General features: G+C 70.4%; 14 protein-coding genes. All 14 read right to left on the bottom strand.

Annotated features, from left to right (window positions below):
- Positions 1-49 precede the first annotated feature (49 nt).
- Entirely contained in the window at positions 50-2905 is a 2856-nt protein-coding gene (locus tag ASG73_RS05515; protein ID WP_055992749.1) for an FAD-binding and (Fe-S)-binding domain-containing protein, read from the bottom strand.
- A 58-nt stretch (positions 2906-2963) separates the two neighbouring features.
- Positions 2964-3149, bottom strand: a complete 186-nt coding sequence (locus ASG73_RS05520; RefSeq protein WP_055992057.1) for a hypothetical protein — start codon at positions 3147-3149, stop codon at positions 2964-2966.
- A gap of 63 nt (positions 3150-3212) precedes the next feature.
- The gene (locus ASG73_RS05525; RefSeq protein ID WP_055992059.1) at positions 3213-5192 is read right to left on the bottom strand and encodes a TIGR03960 family B12-binding radical SAM protein; all 1980 of its coding nucleotides are present in this window, start codon (positions 5190-5192) and stop codon (positions 3213-3215) included.
- A 119-nt stretch (positions 5193-5311) separates the two neighbouring features.
- Positions 5312-7168 carry an AMP-dependent synthetase/ligase gene (locus ASG73_RS05530; RefSeq protein WP_055992062.1) on the bottom strand — a complete coding sequence of 619 codons (1857 nt, stop codon included), beginning with the start codon at positions 7166-7168 and terminating at the stop codon, positions 5312-5314.
- A gap of 108 nt (positions 7169-7276) precedes the next feature.
- Positions 7277-8401 carry an FtsW/RodA/SpoVE family cell cycle protein gene (locus ASG73_RS05535; RefSeq protein ID WP_055992066.1) on the bottom strand — a complete coding sequence of 375 codons (1125 nt, stop codon included), beginning with the start codon at positions 8399-8401 and terminating at the stop codon, positions 7277-7279.
- A gap of 4 nt (positions 8402-8405) precedes the next feature.
- Positions 8406-9374, bottom strand: a complete 969-nt coding sequence (locus tag ASG73_RS05540) for a bifunctional riboflavin kinase/FAD synthetase (RefSeq protein ID WP_055992068.1) — start codon at positions 9372-9374, stop codon at positions 8406-8408.
- An 11-nt stretch (positions 9375-9385) separates the two neighbouring features.
- Positions 9386-10306, bottom strand: a complete 921-nt coding sequence (gene truB, locus ASG73_RS05545; protein ID WP_055992072.1) for a tRNA pseudouridine(55) synthase TruB — start codon at positions 10304-10306, stop codon at positions 9386-9388.
- Entirely contained in the window at positions 10303-10758 is a 456-nt protein-coding gene (gene rbfA / locus ASG73_RS05550; RefSeq protein WP_055992075.1) for a 30S ribosome-binding factor RbfA, read from the bottom strand. The genes truB and rbfA overlap by 4 nt, the downstream gene beginning before the upstream one ends.
- A 91-nt stretch (positions 10759-10849) precedes the next feature.
- Positions 10850-11347 carry a DUF4190 domain-containing protein gene (locus tag ASG73_RS17820; RefSeq protein ID WP_156466153.1) on the bottom strand — a complete coding sequence of 166 codons (498 nt, stop codon included), beginning with the start codon at positions 11345-11347 and terminating at the stop codon, positions 10850-10852.
- 81 nt (positions 11348-11428) lie between these two features.
- Entirely contained in the window at positions 11429-11881 is a 453-nt protein-coding gene (locus tag ASG73_RS05560) for a DUF4190 domain-containing protein (RefSeq protein WP_082567059.1), read from the bottom strand.
- 186 nt (positions 11882-12067) lie between these two features.
- Positions 12068-14929 carry a translation initiation factor IF-2 gene (infB, locus tag ASG73_RS05565; RefSeq protein ID WP_055992084.1) on the bottom strand — a complete coding sequence of 954 codons (2862 nt, stop codon included), beginning with the start codon at positions 14927-14929 and terminating at the stop codon, positions 12068-12070.
- Positions 14930-15062: 133 nt separating this feature from the next.
- Positions 15063-15413: a YlxR family protein gene (locus ASG73_RS18610; protein WP_442905329.1), complete on the bottom strand. Its 351-nt coding sequence runs from the start codon at positions 15411-15413 to the stop codon at positions 15063-15065.
- Positions 15410-16507 carry a transcription termination factor NusA gene (gene nusA, locus ASG73_RS05575; RefSeq protein WP_055992087.1) on the bottom strand — a complete coding sequence of 366 codons (1098 nt, stop codon included), beginning with the start codon at positions 16505-16507 and terminating at the stop codon, positions 15410-15412. Before nusA ends, ASG73_RS18610 begins: the two co-directional genes overlap by 4 nt.
- 3 nt (positions 16508-16510) lie before the next feature.
- A complete protein-coding gene (gene rimP / locus ASG73_RS05580; protein WP_055992092.1) occupies positions 16511-17071 on the bottom strand; it encodes a ribosome maturation factor RimP in 561 nt (186 codons plus the stop codon).
- Positions 17072-17113: the final 42 nt, after the last annotated feature.

Consider the following 17113-nt stretch of genomic DNA (forward strand, 5'->3'; position numbering starts at 1 on the left):
AGGAGTGGAGGTATACGCGCGGATCATTCGTCCGCGCGTATACCTCCAATCAGGTGCGTGCGAGCAGCTCGACCAGGTGAACACCGGCCCGCTCCGACAGGTCCGCGATCTGCGTCTGGCAGGAGAATCCGTCGGCTAGCACGACCGCGTCGGGTGAGGCCGCGTCCATCGCCGGGAGCAGCTGCTGCTCGGCGATCTTGACCGACACCTCGTAGTGGCCCAGCTCGACGCCGAAGTTGCCCGCCAGACCGCAGCAGCCGCCCAGACGGGTGACCGTGGCGCCGGTCCGTGCCAGCAGGGCCTCGTCGGCCGACCAGCTCATCACCGCGTGCTGGTGGCAGTGCGGTTGGGCGACGACCTCGGTGCCGGTGAGGTCGGGGGCGGTCCACCGCCCTTCGTCGATGGCGCTGGTGAGGATCTCGGCGACGGTGCGCACTCCCCCGGCCACCTGCCGGGCGACGGCGGAGTCGACGAGGCGCGGCAGGTCATGGCGCAGCGCCGCGGTGCAGCTGGGCTCCATGCCCACGACCGGGATACCTGCGGCGACCGCCGGGCCCAGGGCGCGGGCGGCGTCCTCGAGCGTCGACCTCGCCGCGTCGAGCTGTCCGGTGGAGATGAAGGTCAGACCGCAGCACAGCGCCTCCTGCGGGACGAAGGGGGTGAACCCCGCCTCCCGCAGCAGGGCCACGGTGGCCCGCCCGACGTGGGGCGAGAAGTGGTCGGTGAAGGAGTCGACGAAGAGCGCGACAGGGTGGTCGGTGCCGGCCGCCTGCGCGGCGGAGGCGATCATCCCTTCGGCCGTGGCCCAGGAGCGGAAGGTCGTGCGGGCGAAGCTGGGGATGCTGCGCCGAGGGTCGACGCCAGCCGCGGGCAGGGTGAGCTTCTTCAGCCCCGGCAACGAGGTCATGGCATTGACGAGGCGGGGCGCGCGGGCCGCCAGGCGAGCCATCTGCGGCAGCCGGCCGAGCGTGTAGTGGCTGCGCGGGCGCAGCTTGCCCTTGTAGGTCTGGTGGAGCGCCTCGGACTTGTAGGTCGCCATGTCGACACCGGTGGGGCAGTCGCTGGAGCAGCCCTTGCACGACAGGCACAGGTCGAGGGCGTCGTGGACCTCGGGCGCGCTCCAGCCGCCGGTGATCGTGGAGCCGTTGAGCATCTCCTGCAGGACGCGGGCGCGACCGCGGGTCGAGTCCTTCTCCTCCCCCGTCGCCAGATAGCTCGGGCACATGACGGTGGTCGAGGTACCGGCGGCACGGCACTTGCCGACGCCGGTGCAGCGGTGCACGGCCTGGCTGAAGTCGCCGCCGTCCTCCGGGTAGCCGAAGGCCAGCGGGACGGTGACCTTGTGGGCCGCGGGGATGCGGATGTCGGCATCGACGGGCGCCGGGTCGACGAGGATGCCCGGGTTGAGCAGGTTGCTCGGGTCGAAGGCGCGCTTGACCGCCCCGAAGAGCCCCATCGTCTCGGCGTCGTACATGCGCGGCAGGAGCGCCGAGCGGGCCCGGCCGTCGCCGTGCTCGCCCGAGAGCGAGCCGCCGTGGGCCGCGACGAGGTCGGCCGCGTCCTCGACGAACCGGCGGTAGCGGTCGGTGGCATCGGGGGCATCGAGGTCGATGTCGAGCCGGATGTGCAGGCAGCCGTCGCCGAAGTGCCCGTAGGGCAGCCCCTGCACGTCGTGCTCCTCGAGCAGGGCGTCGAAGGCGCGCAGGTAGTCACCCAGGCGGGCCGGCGGGACGGCGGCGTCCTCCCAGCCGGCGTGCGCCGGGCGGTCGCGCGGCGAGCGCGCCGACAGGCCGGCTCCGTCCTCGCGGATCTTCCACAGCGCCCGGGCATGGGCCGGGTCGGTGACGACGAGGGAGTCGGTGTGCTCGATCTCGCGACGGACCCGCTCGGCGGCGGCATGCGCGGCGGCGGCGTCCTCGCCGGGCACCTCGACGAGCATCCACGCGGCGCCGCGTGGCAGGTCCGGGACGGCCTGCGGGCCGCGGCGGGTGCGCACGACGTCGACGATGCGCGAGTCGATGCCCTCGGCCGCGACGGCGCCCAGCCCCTTGAGCAGGTGGGCGACGTCGCCCGCGGCGTAGATGTCGGGGAAGCCGAGCACGACCAGGCTGGTGGCCGGCGGGTCGGTGACCAGGCGGACGCGGGCCTGCGTGACGACCGCGAGGGTCCCCTCGGAGCCGACGAGCATCCGGCCGATGTCGCGGCCGCGCTCCGGGGCGAGGTGCTCGAGGGCATAGCCGGAGACCTGCCGACCGAAGGTGGCGAACTTGGTCCGCACGGTGTCGAGGTGGTCGTCGGTCAGCTGGGTCAGGCGGGCCACGAGGGCGTCGTCGCCGGTGAGCGAAGGGAGTCCCCCGGCCACCCCCGTGGTGGCTGTGAGGTGCGTGCCCGCCGCCGTCAGCAGGTCCATCCCGACGACATTGTCGCTGGTACGGCCGTAGCCGAGCGCGCGGTTTCCGCAGGCGTTGTTGCCGATCATGCCGCCGATGGTGCAACGGCTGTGGCTGCTCGGGTCGGGACCGAAGCGCAGACCGATCTCACGGGCGCGGGCCTGCAGCGTCGCGTGGACGGTGCCGGCCTCGACGAGAGCAGTGGCACTCTCGCGGTCGACCTCGAGCACCCGACCCAGATACCTCGCGGTGTCGATGACGATGCCGGGGCCGACCGCGTTACCGGCGCACGAGGTCCCGGCGCCACGTGCGGTGATCGGGATGCCCAGCTCGCGGGCGACCGAGAGGGTCGCGGCGATCTCGTCGGTGTGCCTCGGGAAGACGACCGCTCGCGGTGGGACGCGGTAGATGCCCGCGTCGGTGGCGTACATCCCGATCGTCAGGGCATCGGTGCGGGCGTCGGTCACGCCCTCACGGTGCAGGGCCTCGGTGAGCAGCGTGGGCGACGAGGTCATGACCGGCATTCTCCCCCTTCGCCACTCACGCGTGAGGAGGGGTCTCGCACAGTGGGTGCTACCCGCGGATGAACCACGGGATGACCACGAGGGCGAGCGCCAGCAGACCGATCAGCCCAGCACCCCACATGGTGTAGCCAGAACGCCGCTCCTGCGGCCAGTGATGCATCGGGAGGACCGCGAAACCCACCCCGTAGACCATGGCCAGCACCCCCACGACGACGAGTCCGGTCGTGACCGACATACCCCTGCTCCCCTGCTCGGTGACGTCGGACTCAGCCTGTCACGAGCGGGGAGCGAAGGGGGGTCAAGAGCGCAGCATGTCCTGCTTGCCGCTGCCCAGGACGGTGAGCGGCAGCAGGGTTCTCTCGGTGGGGCCGATCTCGATGTCCGTGCCCATCTGCGGGCAGACGCCGCAGTCGAAGCACGGGGTCCACCGGCAGTCCTCGACCTCGGTCTCGTCGATCGCGTCGAGCCAGTCCTGCCACAGCCACTCCTTGTCGAGGCCGGAGTCGATGTGGTCCCAGGGCAGGACCTCCGACTCCTCGCGCTCGCGGGTGGTGTACCAGGCGACGTCGACGCCGGTGCCCTCGAGCCCCGTCTCGGCGGCAGCCATCCAGCGGTCGTAGGAGAAGTGCTCGCTCCAGCCGTCGAAGCGACCACCATCGCGCCAGACCTGCTCGATGACCCGACCGACCCGCCGGTCACCGCGCGAGAGCAGGCCCTCGACGATGCCGGGCTTGCCGTCGTGGTAGCGGAAGCCGATGGAGCGGCCGTAGCGCTTGTCCGCCCGGATGGCGTCGCGCAGCTTGTACAGCCGCGCGTCCGTCTCCTCCGGGCCGAGCTGCGCGGCCCACTGGAAGGGGGTGTGCGGCTTGGGGATGAAGCCACCGATGGACACCGTGCAGCGGATGTCGTTGTGGCCAGCGACCTGGCGACCGGTCTCGATGACCCGCTTGGCCACCTCGGCGATCTGCAGGACGTCCTCGTCGGTCTCGGTGGGCAGACCGCACATGAAGTACAGCTTGACCTGTCGCCAGCCCGCGCCGTAGGCGGCCGCGACGGTCCGGATGAGGTCCTCCTCGGTCACCATCTTGTTGATGACCTTGCGGATGCGCTCGGACCCGCCCTCGGGGGCGAAGGTCAGCCCGGAGCGACGACCGTTGCGGGTCAGCTCGTTGGCCAGGTCGATGTTGAAGGCGTCGACGCGGGTGCTCGGCAGGGACAGCCCGGTGTTGGTGCCCTCGTAGCGGTCGGCGAGCCCCTTGGCGATCTCACCGATCTCGGTGTGGTCGGCGCTGCTCAGGGAGAGCAGACCCACCTCCTCGAAGCCGGTCGCGGCCAGCCCGGCCTCGACCATCTCGCCGATGCCGGTGATGGACCGCTCGCGGACCGGGCGGGTGATCATGCCGGCCTGGCAGAAGCGGCAGCCGCGGGTGCACCCGCGGAAGATCTCGACGCTCATCCGCTCGTGGACGGACTCGGCGAGCGGGACGAGCGGCTTCTTGGGGTAGGGCCACGCGTCGAGGTCCATGACGGTGTGCTTGTCGATGCGCCACGGCACGCCGGCCTCGGCCGGGGCGACGCGCTGGATGCGCCCGTCGGGCAGGTAGTCGACGTCGTAGAAGGCCGGGACGTAGACGCCACCGGTGGCGGCGAGGCGGCGCAGCACCTCGAGGCGGCCACCGGGCTTCCCCCGGGCCTTCCACTCGCTGATGATGTCGGTCGCAGCGAGCACGGCTTCCTCGCCGTCGCCGACGATCGCGGCGTCGATGAAGTCAGCCACGGGCTCGGGGTTGAAGGAGGCATGCCCGCCCATGACGACGATCGGGTGCTCGTCGGTGCGGTCTGCAGCGTGCAGCGGGATGCCGGCCAGGTCCAGCGCGGTGAGCATGTTGGTGTAACCGAGCTCGGTCGAGAAGCTCAGGCCGAAGACGTCGAAGTCACCGATGGGACGGTGCCCGTCGACGGTGAACTGCGGCAGGCCATGCTCGCGGAGCAGTGCCTCCATGTCGGGCCAGACGGCGTAGCTGCGCTCGGCGAGGGCGTCGGGGCGCTCGTTGAGCACCTCGTAGAGGATCATCACGCCCTGGTTGGGAACGCCGACCTCGTAGGCGTCGGGGTACATCAGGGCCCAGCGGACCGTGAGGTCCTCTCCCCCGGGGCCGTGGCCACCGACGTGCCAGTCCTTGACGGTGGAGTTGAGCTCGCCCCCGACGTACTGGATGGGCTTGCTCACCTTCTCGAGCAAAGGCTCGAGGGCGCTGAAGATCGACTCACCGGACATACCGACAAGGGTACGGGGGGTGGAGCGGTCCTGACGAAATCGAGGTTGCCCCGACTCAGGGAGTGCGGAACGAACGACCAAGGGGCCACCTCGATCTTCGCCAGGACCGCGACGCCCGATCAGCTGGGGTACATCTCCTCGATGTCGCCCCTGAACTTGTCCGCGACGACCTTGCGACGCATCTTCAGGCTCGGCGTCAGCTCTCCGTCCTCGACCGTCAGGTCACGACCGAGGATGTGGAACTTCTTGATCTGCTCGTGGCGGTTGAGACCAGCGTTGAGCTCGTCGACATAGGACTGGACCATCTCGCGGGCCTGGAGCGAGGAGACGATCTCGGTGTAGCTGGCGTCGGGCATGCCGTTGGCCTCGGCCCACGGCCGGATGGCCTCCTCGTCGAGAGTGATCAGCGCCGTGACGAACTGGCGGCTCTCACCGTGGACGAGGAACTGACCGACGTAGGGGCACAGGCCCTTGAAGGTCGACTCGATGATCGACGGTGCCACGTACTTGCCGTTGCTCGTCTTGAAGAGGTCCTTCTTGCGGTCGGTGATCTTGAGGAAGCCGTCGGCGTCGATCTCGCCGATGTCGCCGGAGTGGAACCACCCGTCGTCCGTGAGCACCTCGGCCGTGGCCTCGGGGTTGTTGTGGTAGCCCTCCATGACGTGCTCACCGCGGATGAGGATCTCGCCGTCCTCGGCGACCTTGATCTCCGTCTGCGGGGTGGGCCAGCCCACCGTGCCCACGCGCAGGGCGTAGGGCCGGTTGACCGTGGCAGCGGCCGAGGTCTCGGTGAGGCCGTATCCCTCGAGGATCGGCAGGCCGGCGCCGTTGAACCAGTGGGCGATGTCCTGGTTGAGCGCAGCCGAGCCGGAGATGAAGAAGCGGATCCGACCACCGAAGCGCTCGCGCACCTTGCCGAAGACGAGCTTGTCGGCCACCGTGTGCTTCAGGCCGAGCAGGAGGCCCGGCTTGCGGTTTTCGGACAGCGTCCGGGAGTAGTCGCGTCCGGCCTTGGAGGCGAAGTCGAAGATCTTGGCCTTGGCGCCGCCCTCCTCGGCCATGCCCAGCGAGATCTTGCCGTAGACCTTCTCGAAGATGCGCGGGGCAGCCGCCATGAAGGTCGGTCGGACCTCACCGAGGTTCTCGACGATCTTGTCGATGCGGCCGTCGATCGCGGTCTGCATGCCGACGTCGGCGGCGATGAGGAGCAGGACCTTGGCGAAGACGTGCGCGAGCGGGAGCCAGAGGTAGTGCACGTCCTCGGAGGTGAGCATGTCGGTCGACCGGATGGCCGCTCCCTGGTAGGTCCAGGTCGCGTGGCGCAGGCGCACGCCCTTGGGCCGGCCGGTCGTGCCGGAGGTGTAGATGATCGTGGCCAGCGACTCCGGTGTGGTGCCGTCGATGCGCTCGTCGACGAGGCCCGGTGCAGACGCGAGAGCGGCGGCGCCACGTGCCTCGAGGTCCTCGAAGGAGATCACCCAGTCGTCGAGGTCGACGCCGTCGGTGTCGATGGCGACCACGCATGTCACGCCGGGGATGGCGTCGCGGACCTCCCGCAGCTTGGCGACCTGCTCGGCGTTCTCGGCGAAGACCACCTTGGAGCCGGAGTCGTCGGTGATGAAGGCGACGTCGTCGCTGATCGACGTGGGGTAGATCGTCGTCGTCGCGGCGCTGGCAGCCATGATCGCGTAGTCCGCGAGCACCCACTCGATGCGGGTGCTCGAGGCGAGGGCGACCCGGTCCTCGGGCTGGACACCCAGCTCGACGAGGCCAGCGGCCAGCGCCCAGACCCGCTCACCGAGCTGGGCCCAGGTCAGCTCGTCCCACGCGATGCCGGACGGGTAGGAGTACGCGATGTTGTCGGGAGTGTCAGCGATGCGATCGCGCAGCAGGTGACCGACCGAAGCGGGTCGGTCGGCGAACGCACTGGAGTCGAAGGCCTCGTCGGAGGCGCGGGTGGGGCGGGGCTGTGGCACGGAGAGTCCACTCCTTCGTGGGCTGCGGGTGATGCGCGTATCTTCCCCCACCGATGGCCCCCTTGTCACCGGCCATCCACAAGGTGACCGGTTGGTAACCATCTCGGGTCAGGTCCGTCGGCGTTCCGGGGGTCGGGTCACGGCCACGACGATGCCGACGGCTGCCCAGCAGGCGAACATCGAGGAACCGCCGTAGGACAGGAAGGGCAGCGGGAGACCCGTGACGGGCAGCAGACCGAGATTCATCCCGATGTTCTCCACCGACTGGACGGCGAACCACGCTGCGACCGCCCAGCAGACGAGCCGGACGAAGGGGTCCTCGGTGCGTGTCCCGGCCAGCGCGATGCGCGCGACGAGGAGCCCGAGCAGCAGCACGACGAAGGCTGCACCGACGAAGCCCAGCTCTTCCCCTGCTGCGGAGAAGACGAAGTCGGTCTCCTGGAAGGGGATGGCACCCGAGCTCGTCAGATCGCCCGTGTGCAGGCCCTGACCACCCCAGCCACCGCCGGCGATCGCCCGGCGCACCTGCTGGGTCTGGTACCCGATGCCGAGCGGATCGGCGGCCGGGTCGAGGAAGGCGGTGAGCCGGTCACGCTGGTAGGGGCTGAGCAGCGGCGTCGTGAAGGCCGCGGTCACCGCGCCGACGCCCGCGAGCAGCACCCCGGCGAGCCATGGCCACGAGGCACCCGAGACGACGAGGACGCCCAGTGCCAGGGCGACGAGCACGAGCGCGGAGCCGAGGTCCGGCTGGGCCATGACGAGCAGGACCGGGACTCCCGTGACGGCGCCCGCCAGGAGGATCTCGCGGGCCCTCGGCCGTTGCCGGCGCTCGGCTGCCGGCGCCAGCAGCATCGGCAGGGCCACGCAGAGCCCGACCTTGGCCAGCTCGCTGGGCTGGACCGAGAAGCCTCCCGGCAGCTGGATCCAGGATCGGGAGCCATTGATCTCGGAACCGAGCGGCGTGAGCACGAGCCCCAGCCCGAGGACCCCCGCGAGATAGACGAAGGGGGCGAGTGTCCGCAGCACCGACCGGTCCAGCCGGACGACGAGCAGGGCGAGGAGCAACCCGATACCGAGGTTGAGCAGGTGCCGTACGAGGTAGGCCGAGCCGGAGTCGGCACGGGTGGCGGAGTGGACGAGCACCGCGCCCAGCCCCGAAGCGATCAGGGCCGCGGCGATGAGCACGAGGTCGGAGCGCAGCAGCTGCCGCGCGAACCCCCCTTCGGCCCGCACGGCCTTAAGGTCGTGCGGTCGGCGGGAGGCCGAGGAAGGTGCGGGTCAGCTCGACATCGCGGGCCATGGCGACGAGCAGCTCGTCGATGGAGTCGAACTTCAGCGTCGGGCGCACGTGCTCGACGAAGTCGACGGCCACTCGCTCCCCGTAGAGGTCGAGGTCGGTGCGGTCGAGCACATAGGACTCGACGACCCGGACCTGCTGGTCGAAGGTCGGGTTGGTGCCGATGGAGATCGCGGCCGGCAGCCGTCGGTCTGCGCTGTCCTCCGGCAGGTCCAGCCGGACGAGCCACCCGGCGTAGACGCCGTCAGCGGGGACGAGGCCGAGGCTGTCCATGCCCAGGTTGGCCGTGGGGTACCCGAGCTCACGCCCGCGGTGGAAGCCGTGGACGACGGTCCCGACGACGCGGTGGGGGCGGTCCAGGATCACGGAGGCCTCGGCGACCTCGCCCACGGACAGGTGGGTGCGCACCGCCGAGGAGGACCATCGCTCGTCGTCGCCCTGGTCCTCGATCACGACGACCTCGAAGCCGTGCTCCGCGCCGAGCTCACGCAGCAGGTCGACGTCACCGGTGTACCCGGCGCCGAATCCCTTGGTGTCGGCGCCGACGACCAGGACGCTGCACTGCAGGCCCTCGACGAAGGTGTCGACGATGTAGTCGACCGCGCTGGTCTGCGCGAACTCCATGGTGTAGCTGAGCACCAGCAGGCCAGCGACACCGGCCTCGGAGAGCAGGTCGTCGCGCAGCGGCCCGGGCGAGATGATCGCGGGGGCCCGCTCTGGGTGCATGACCTCCACCGGGTGGGGGTCGAAGGTCACCGCGACGGCGGGCAGACCGCGCTCGTGCCCCTGCCGGACCAGCTCATCGAGGATGGCACGGTGCCCGCGGTGCACACCGTCGAAGTTGCCGAAGGTCGCCACGCACGGCCGCAGCTGCGACGGGGTGGCACTCGGGGATGACCATTGCTGCACGAGAGCACACTCTACGAACTGGCCGGGGCAAAGACGACGTGGGCCCGGGCGGTGGCCCTGCTCTCGTCGAGCACCGCGACCAGAGATCCGTCCGGCGCGAGCGCCGCGACCGGCTCCTCGCGACCCGGCTGGGCGCTCTCGATGCGCTGCCCGAAGCCGAGCGCGCGCGCCTCGCCCTCCGTCAGGACCCGGGTGGTCAGGGCAGCCGCAGCGGCCTCCTCCAGCGGCGTCAGTGGCATGACTGCCTCGTCGCCGTCCTTGTCCCGCAGGGCATTCAGCTCCTCGAGCGTGTGAGCGTGCTCGAGGGTGAGGCCGCCGACACGGGTGCGCCGCAGTGCGGTCAGGTGACCGTTGCTCCCCAGGTCGACGCCCAGGTCACGGGCCAGCGCCCGCACATAGGTGCCGGACGACACCGCGACGACGACGTCGACGTCGAGCACTGCCTGGCCATCGGCGTCGGCGGGCCGAACGTCGAGGACCTCGAAGCGTGAGACGGTCACCGGGCGAGCCGGGAGCTCGACCTCCTCCCCCGCGCGCACGCGGGCATAGGAGCGCTCTCCCTTGATCTTGATCGCGCTCACCGAGCTCGGGACCTGCTGGATGTCACCGGTCAGGCGCGCGACCGCGGCGTCGATCGCCGCGCGGTCGATCCCGGCCACCTCGCCGACGGTGGTGATCTCCCCTTCGGCGTCGTCGGTGATCGTCGCCTGCCCCAGGCGGATCGTCGCCGTGTACTCCTTGTCGGCACCGACGAGGAAGGTCAGCAGCTTGGTGCCGCGACCGATCCCGAGGACGAGGACACCAGTGGCCATCGGGTCGAGGGTGCCGGCATGCCCGACCTTCTTGGTCCGGTAGAGCCGCCGGCCCCGAGCGACGACGTCGTGGCTCGACCAGCCGGCCGGCTTGTCGACGACGACGAGACCGTCGCTCACGCCTCGGGCGAAGGGGGCAGCGGCTCCCCTTCGTCGTCCTTGGTGCGGTACGGGTCGGCCTCGCCGGCGGGCTCGGCCCCGGAGCGCGAGCGGGCCAGGTCCTCGTCACGCTCGCGGGCGGACCGGAGCAGGTCATCGATGTGCGAGGCATTCTCCGGGACGCCGTCCGGGAGGATCTCCAGGGTCGGCGTGAGCCGGATGCCGAGCTGCTTGCCGACGAAGGAGCGCAGCTTGCCCCGGTTGGCCTCGAGGACCTGGGCGCTGCGCTCACGCTGCGCCGCGTCACCGAAGACGGTGTAGAAGACGGACGCGTTCTGCAGGTCGCCCGTGACACGCACATCAGTGATCGTCACGAACCCGAGGTCGGGGTCCTTGACGATCTGCTGCAGGTTGGCTGCGATGAGCTCCTGGATGCGATCGGCGATCTTGCGGGCGCGGGCCGGGTCGGCCATGGCACACCTCCGTGAGGGGCTGGGTGGGGACAGGGTCCACGGTATGCGAAAGGCCCACGGTCCTTGGCCACCGTCACCCGACCGGGGACGATCAGCCGCCGGAGAAGATGCTCGCGACTCCCCACACCGCGGTGATCGCCGTGAGGAAGAGACTGATCGCCCCGAGCACGATCCCGGCGATGAGGTAGGGCTTGGCGTCGGCCGTCGACGGGTCGTGCTTGACCTCGCTCAGGCCGTAGGCGCCGGTCCCGAGAGCAGCGAGCGCGGGGATCCAGGCGAGGAACCAGCAGCAGCACCCGGCCGGGATCGCGAAGATGCCCATGCCGAGCGAGAGATAGCCCAAGGTCATCGGGGTGCTGGTGCGCCGCGGCGGCGCTCCGTAGGGGCTGGGCGTCCCGTAGGCGCTGGGCGTCCCGTAGGGGCTGGGCGTCCCGTAGGGGCCCGGCTGCTGGCCGTACTGCGGTCCTGCCGGACCTGGCGCGGGATAGGGCTGGCCGGGGGTCTGCCCGGCCGGGTACGGACCCCGCTGCGGCTCCTCCGGGTCGGGCGGAAGCGTCCCGTAACCGGGCGGGGGTGGTGGCGTACTCATGCAGCGTCCTGGCTCGAAGGTGGTGTGTGCGTAGTACAACGCCCCCGGCGCGCAAGGCACCGGGGGCGTCGACGAGGCGACCTAGCTCATGTCGGAGTAGGCGTCGAGGTTGATGACGCCGGCAGCCAGGAGGATCCAGTACAGGATCGCGATGGCCAGACCGATCGCACCCGTGATGAGACCCACCATGAGGAAGGTCTTCAGGTCGGGACGAGGAGCGGTCTTGGTCTTGTTCTTCGCGATGAACCCCGTGACGAGCGCGGCGATCGGGAAGATCGGCAGCGCCCAGCAGAAGCACAGGACGAGACCGGCGATGCCGGTACCCATCGAGACGAGGGACAGGATCTTGGTGGAGTCACTGCCTCCCTGCTGCTGCGGGTAGCCGCCGGGAGCCGGCGGAGGAGCCTGCGGCGGCATGCCACCACCTGGGGCGGAGCCGTAGCTCGGGGCGCCCGTGGGCGGGTTGGGCGGCGTGCTCCCGGACCCCGAGGAGGGGTAAGGGTTGTCGCCGGGCGGAGGAGGTGGCGTCGTCATGATCGTCCCCTTGATGTCGAGATTGTGGTCAGGCACACCCTAGTGCGCGACCGCCCTTCTTCCCTGCATTTGGTGGAGGGGAGCGCTCCCCGTCCCGACCTGCTGCATCTGCCCATGACGAAGGGGGACGGGCAGCTCGCGCTGCTCGTCCCCCTTCGCGGTGGTGCGGTGAAGGTGTGCGCGTGATCAGGCGCGCGGCTTCTCCCGCATCTCGTAGGTGGTGATGAGGTCACCGTCCTGGACGTCGTTGTGGCTGCCCAGGTTGATACCGCACTCGAAGCCCTCGCGGACCTCGGTGACATCGTCCTTGAAGCGACGCAGACCGGTGAGCTCGAGGCCCTCGGTGATGACGACGCCGTTGCGGGTGATGCGCGCCTTGGAGCCGCGCTTGATCTCACCGCTGCGGACGATCGAGCCGGCGATGTTGCCGAACTTGCTCGAGCGGAAGATCTCGCGGATCTCCGCCGAGCCGAGCTCGACCTCTTCGAACTCCGGCTTGAGCATGCCCTTGAGCGCCTGCTCGATGTCGTCGATCGCCTGGTAGATCACGCCGTAGTAGCGGATCTCGACGCCCTCGCGCTCGGCGACGTCAGCGTTCTGACCCTCGGCCCGCACGTTGAAGCCGAGGATGATCGCGTCGGAGGCCATGGCCAGGTTGATGTTGTTGAGCGTGATCGCGCCGACGCCGCGGTCGATGATCCGCAGGTCCACGTCGTCGCCGACGTCGATCTGCAGGAGGGCATCTTCCAGAGCCTCGACGGAACCCGACACATCACCCTTGAGGATGAGGTTGAGGGTGTCGATCTTGCCCGCCGCGATGACCTGGTCGAGGTCCTCGAGGCTGATCCGCTTGCGCGCCTTGGCCAGGCTGGCCTGACGGTCCGCGGCCTCACGCTTCTCAGCGATCTGGCGAGCGGTCCGGTCGTCCGGCGCCACGACGAAGGTGTCGCCGGCACGCGGGACGGAGGACAGACCGAGCACCTGCACGGGGCGGGAGGGCCCCGCCTCGTCGACGGTGTTGCCGTGCTCGTCGAGCATGGCGCGCACACGACCGAAGGCCGAGCCGGTGACGATCGCGTCACCGACGCGGAGCGTGCCGGACTGGACGAGGACGGTCGCGGTCGCACCGCGGCCCTTGTCGAGGTTGGCCTCGATCGCGACACCGCGGGCGTCACGAGTGGGGTTGGCCCGCATGTCCAGCTCGGCGTCGACCGTGAGCAGGACGGCGTCGAGCAGGGTGTCGATGTTGGTCCCCTGCTTGGCGGAGACGTCGACGAACATCGTGTCGCCGCCGTACTCCTCGGCCACGAGGTTGTACTCGGTGAGCTGACCGCGGATCTTGCCCGGGTCAGCCCCCTCGACGTCGATCTTGTTGATCGCGACCACGATCGGGACGTCGGCAGCCTGGGCGTGGTTGAGCGCCTCGATGGTCTGCGGCATGACGCCGTCGTCGGCAGCGACCACGAGGATCGCGATGTCGGTGACCTTGGCTCCACGGGCTCGCATGGCCGTGAAGGCCTCGTGACCCGGGGTGTCGAGGAAGGTCAGCGCCCGCTCGGCACCTTCGTGCTCGGTGTGGATCTGGTAGGCACCGATGTGCTGGGTGATGCCACCGGTCTCGCCGGAGCCGACGTCGGCCTTGCGGATCGCGTCGAGGAGACGCGTCTTGCCGTGGTCGACGTGACCCATGACGGTGATGACCGGCGGACGAGCCACCAGGTCCTCGTCGTCCTCGTGCTCGAGGCCGATGTCGAGGTTGACGTTGTAGGCGTCGAAGAGCGCGCGCTCCTCTTCCTCCGGCGAGACCATCTCGATGACGTAGCCGAGCTCGGCTCCGAGCAGCTGGAAGGTGACCTCGTCGAGGGACTGCGTCGCCGGGGCCATCTCACCGAGGTTGAACAGCACCGTGACCAGCGATGCGGGGTTCGCATCGATCTTCTCGGCGAAGTCGTTCAGCGAGGCACCCTGACGGATGCGGATGACGGTCGAGCCGTTGCCGCGAGGAACAATCACGCCGCCGATCGACGGTGCGGACATCTGCTCGAACTCTGCCCGCTTCGCGCGCTTGCTCTTGCGCTGCTTGCGCTTGCCGCCACCGCGACCGAAGGCACCCTGGGTGCCACCACGGCCACCGGGGCCACCGCGGTATCCACCGGGACCGCCGCCGGGGCGGGCGGGGCCGGCACCGGGACGACCACGACCGGCACCGGGGCCGCCACGGCCGCCGGGACGCTCACCCGGCCGCGGGACGGCCGAGCTGGCCGGCATCATGCCGGGCGACGGGCGGGCACCACCGGGGCGCGGGGCGCCGGCGGGGGGACGGGGACCACCGGTACCGGCGGGCGGGCGCGGACCGGCCGCACCTGCTGCTGCCCCACCACGACCAGCGGGACGCTGGCCCGGACGGGGCATGCCCTGGCTGGAGGCGAAGGGGTTGTTGCCCGGACGGGTACCGCCACCCTCGCGACGGGTCCCCATGCCCTGGCTGGAGGAGAAGGGGTTGTTGCCCGGACGGGGACCGCCCGCCGGCTTGGCGGCCGGCGGCGGCTTGGGTCCGGGCGTGGCCGGCTTGGGGCCGGGGGTCGCGGACGCAGCCGGCTTCTCCGGGGCGGCGGGCGCCTCGGGAGCAGCCGGAGCCTGGGCAGCCGGAGCCTGGGCAGCGGGAGCCTCGGCAGCGGGCGCCGGAGCCTCAGGCGCCTTGGGAGCCTGCGGACCGGGGGCGGGGGCCTTGGGGCCGGGCGTCGGCGCTGCCGACGGGGCCGCGGGGCCGGGGGTGGGTGCGGACGGCTGCGCCGCAGCGGGCGCCGCGGCAGCCGGCGTCGCCGGAGCCTGAGGACCTGGCTTGCCGGCCGGGGCCGGCTTGGCCGCAGCCTTCTTCGCCTTGGGGTCGGCGGCGGGCGGGTTGTCCTTCACCCGACGCACGACAGGTGCCTCGATCGTCGAGCTGGCCGACTTCACGAACTCCCCCATGTCGCCCAGATGGGCGAGGAGGGCCTTGCTGGAAACCCCGAGCTCCTTGGCGAGCTCATGGACACGGACCTTAGCCACGTTTCTCCTTCATCTGGTCCGTACCGGATGAAGGCGCGGACCGTCGTCAATTGAGGTGAATGCTCATTGCTGAGTACTCATCGGGTGCTCATCAGCGTCAAACCCGCTCTCGGTTGCTGTGCGAACTTGGTCGTCATTGCTGGTTGCTGCTCAGGTCCTGGATCCAGGCACGAAGGGCGTCGGTCTCCTCGACCCGTTGCCGGAAGGCTCGGGAGAGGGCCCGCCGCCGGACGGCGAGGTCCAGACAGGCGATGTCGGGATGGAGCCACGCCCCACGACCCGGCAAACACTTGCGTGGATCCGGCGCGGCCGTGGTCTCCCCACGGTCGTCCCTCACCACGACGATGCGCAGCAGTGTCGACCGGCTATCCCGTCCACGACACCCGATGCAGGTCCTCGAGGGACCGGCAAGGGCGGCGTCGGACTGGAGTCCAGCCCGGTCGACCTCAGACAGTCTACCGCCTGCCGGGTCCGGCTCGGTCACGCGCCCGGCTGACCGGGGACGGCGACGCCCCCGCTCGAGTCCGGCGCGGTGTCCGGGCGGATGTCGATGCGCCAGCCGGTGAGCTTGGCCGCCAGCCGGGCGTTCTGACCTTCCTTGCCGATGGCGAGCGAGAGCTGGTAGTCGGGCACGACGACGCGCGCCGAGCGCAGCTTGGGGTCGACGATCGTCACGGACACGACCTTGGACGGCGAGAGCGCCGCGGCGATGAACTGCTGCGGGTCCTGGGAGTAGTCGACGATGTCGATCTTCTCGTCCTGCAGGTGGCTCATCACGGCTCGCACCCGGGCACCCATGGCGCCGATGCACGCACCCTTGGCGTTGAGGCCGGGGATCTTGGTGTGGACAGCGATCTTGGTGCGGTGTCCGGCCTCGCGGGCCAGGGCAGCGATCTCGACCGAGCCGTCGGCGATCTCCGGGACCTCCATCGCGAAGAGCTGGCGCACGAGGTTGGGGTGGGTGCGCGACAGGCCGATCTCCGGCCCACGCATGCCGCGCTTGACCGACACGACGTAGACGCGGATCCGGTCGCCGTGCTTGTAGACCTCACCCGGGACCTGCTCGGCCGAAGGGAGGAAGCCCTCGACCGTGCCGAAGTCGACGAGGACATTGCGCGGGTTGGAGCTCTGCTGGATCACGCCGGCGACGATGTCGCCCTCGCGCCCGCGGAAGTCGCCCATGACGGCCTCGTCCTCGAGGTCGCGCATCCGCTGGGTGATGACCTGGCGGGCGGTCGCGGCAGCCACTCGACCGAAGTTGGTCGGGGTGTCGTCGAACTCCGGACCCAGCTCGCGACGGGTACGGGTGCGCATCAGCGGCTTGCCCTCGTCGTCGAGGGGCATCTCCTGCCCGTCGTCCACCTCGACGGGGACCTCTTCCTCGACGACGTTCTCCTCGCGGGCCCACACGACGACGTGCCCGTCCTTGCGGCCGAGCTCGGCGCGGGCGTTCTTGAAGGCACCCTCGGTGCGGTGGTAGGCGCCGAGGAGCGCCGCCTCGATGGCGTCGACGAGGATGTCGAAGGGGATCTCGCGCTCGCGCTCGAGGGCCTTGAGGGCGTGGATGTCGATGTCCATGGGTCAGTCCTTGGTCTCGTCGGCGTCGGGTGCGCTCTGGGGTCGGTTGAACTCCACCTGGGCGACGCCCTTGGTGATGGCGGCGAAGGGGATGTGCTCGGTGCGCGGCGCCTGCTGCTTGGTACCCGCGATCTGCAGGTCGACCCCGTCGGCGGTCGTCGCGAGGACGCGGCCGGTGAGGGACCCGTCGGTACCCGCTCCCTGAGGTGCGTCGAAGTCGTCTCGCAGGGTGAGCTCGACAAGGCGGCTGACGGCGCGGCGGAAGTGCATCGGCTCGGTGAGCGGGCGGTCGGTGCCGGGGGTGCTGACCTCGAGGGTGTAGGGCTGGCTGCCCAGGACGTCATTCGTGTCCAGCGCGTCGCTGATGAGCCGGGTGGCGTCGGCGACCTCGTCGAGCGTGAGGGCGTCGATCGGGGTGTCGCCGGCCGCGTCCTGCAGCGGTCGCTCCACGGTGATGCGGGCGACGCGGCGCTTGCCGGCGGGGGTCACGGTCACTGAGGCCACGGTGAAGTCGTCACCCAGTGCGCCGGACACCTGCTCGAGGATGTCGTGGTCCAAAGCCATGGGAAGCCTTCCGTGTGGAGTTGCCGTGCTGGCCCGTCACTC

The sequence above is a fragment of the Janibacter sp. Soil728 genome (assembly GCF_001428305.1).
GTDB lineage: Bacteria > Actinomycetota > Actinomycetes > Actinomycetales > Dermatophilaceae > Janibacter.

Bases quoted from the DNA above. Each gene is read 5' to 3' on its own strand.
- rimP (WP_055992092.1), bottom strand. From the start codon at position 17,071: ATGGCTTTGGACCACGACATCCTCGAGCAGGTGTCCGGCGCACTGGGT.
- ASG73_RS05520 (WP_055992057.1), bottom strand. From the start codon at position 3,149: ATGTCGGTCACGACCGGACTCGTCGTCGTGGGGGTGCTGGCCATGGTC.
- ASG73_RS05525 (WP_055992059.1), bottom strand. From the start codon at position 5,192: ATGTCCGGTGAGTCGATCTTCAGCGCCCTCGAGCCTTTGCTCGAGAAG.
- ASG73_RS05515 (WP_055992749.1), bottom strand. From the start codon at position 2,905: ATGACCTCGTCGCCCACGCTGCTCACCGAGGCCCTGCACCGTGAGGGC.
- nusA (WP_055992087.1), bottom strand. From the start codon at position 16,507: ATGGACATCGACATCCACGCCCTCAAGGCCCTCGAGCGCGAGCGCGAG.
- ASG73_RS05560 (WP_082567059.1), bottom strand. From the start codon at position 11,881: ATGACGACGCCACCTCCTCCGCCCGGCGACAACCCTTACCCCTCCTCG.
- rbfA (WP_055992075.1), bottom strand. From the start codon at position 10,758: ATGGCCGACCCGGCCCGCGCCCGCAAGATCGCCGATCGCATCCAGGAG.
- ASG73_RS17820 (WP_156466153.1), bottom strand. From the start codon at position 11,347: ATGAGTACGCCACCACCCCCGCCCGGTTACGGGACGCTTCCGCCCGAC.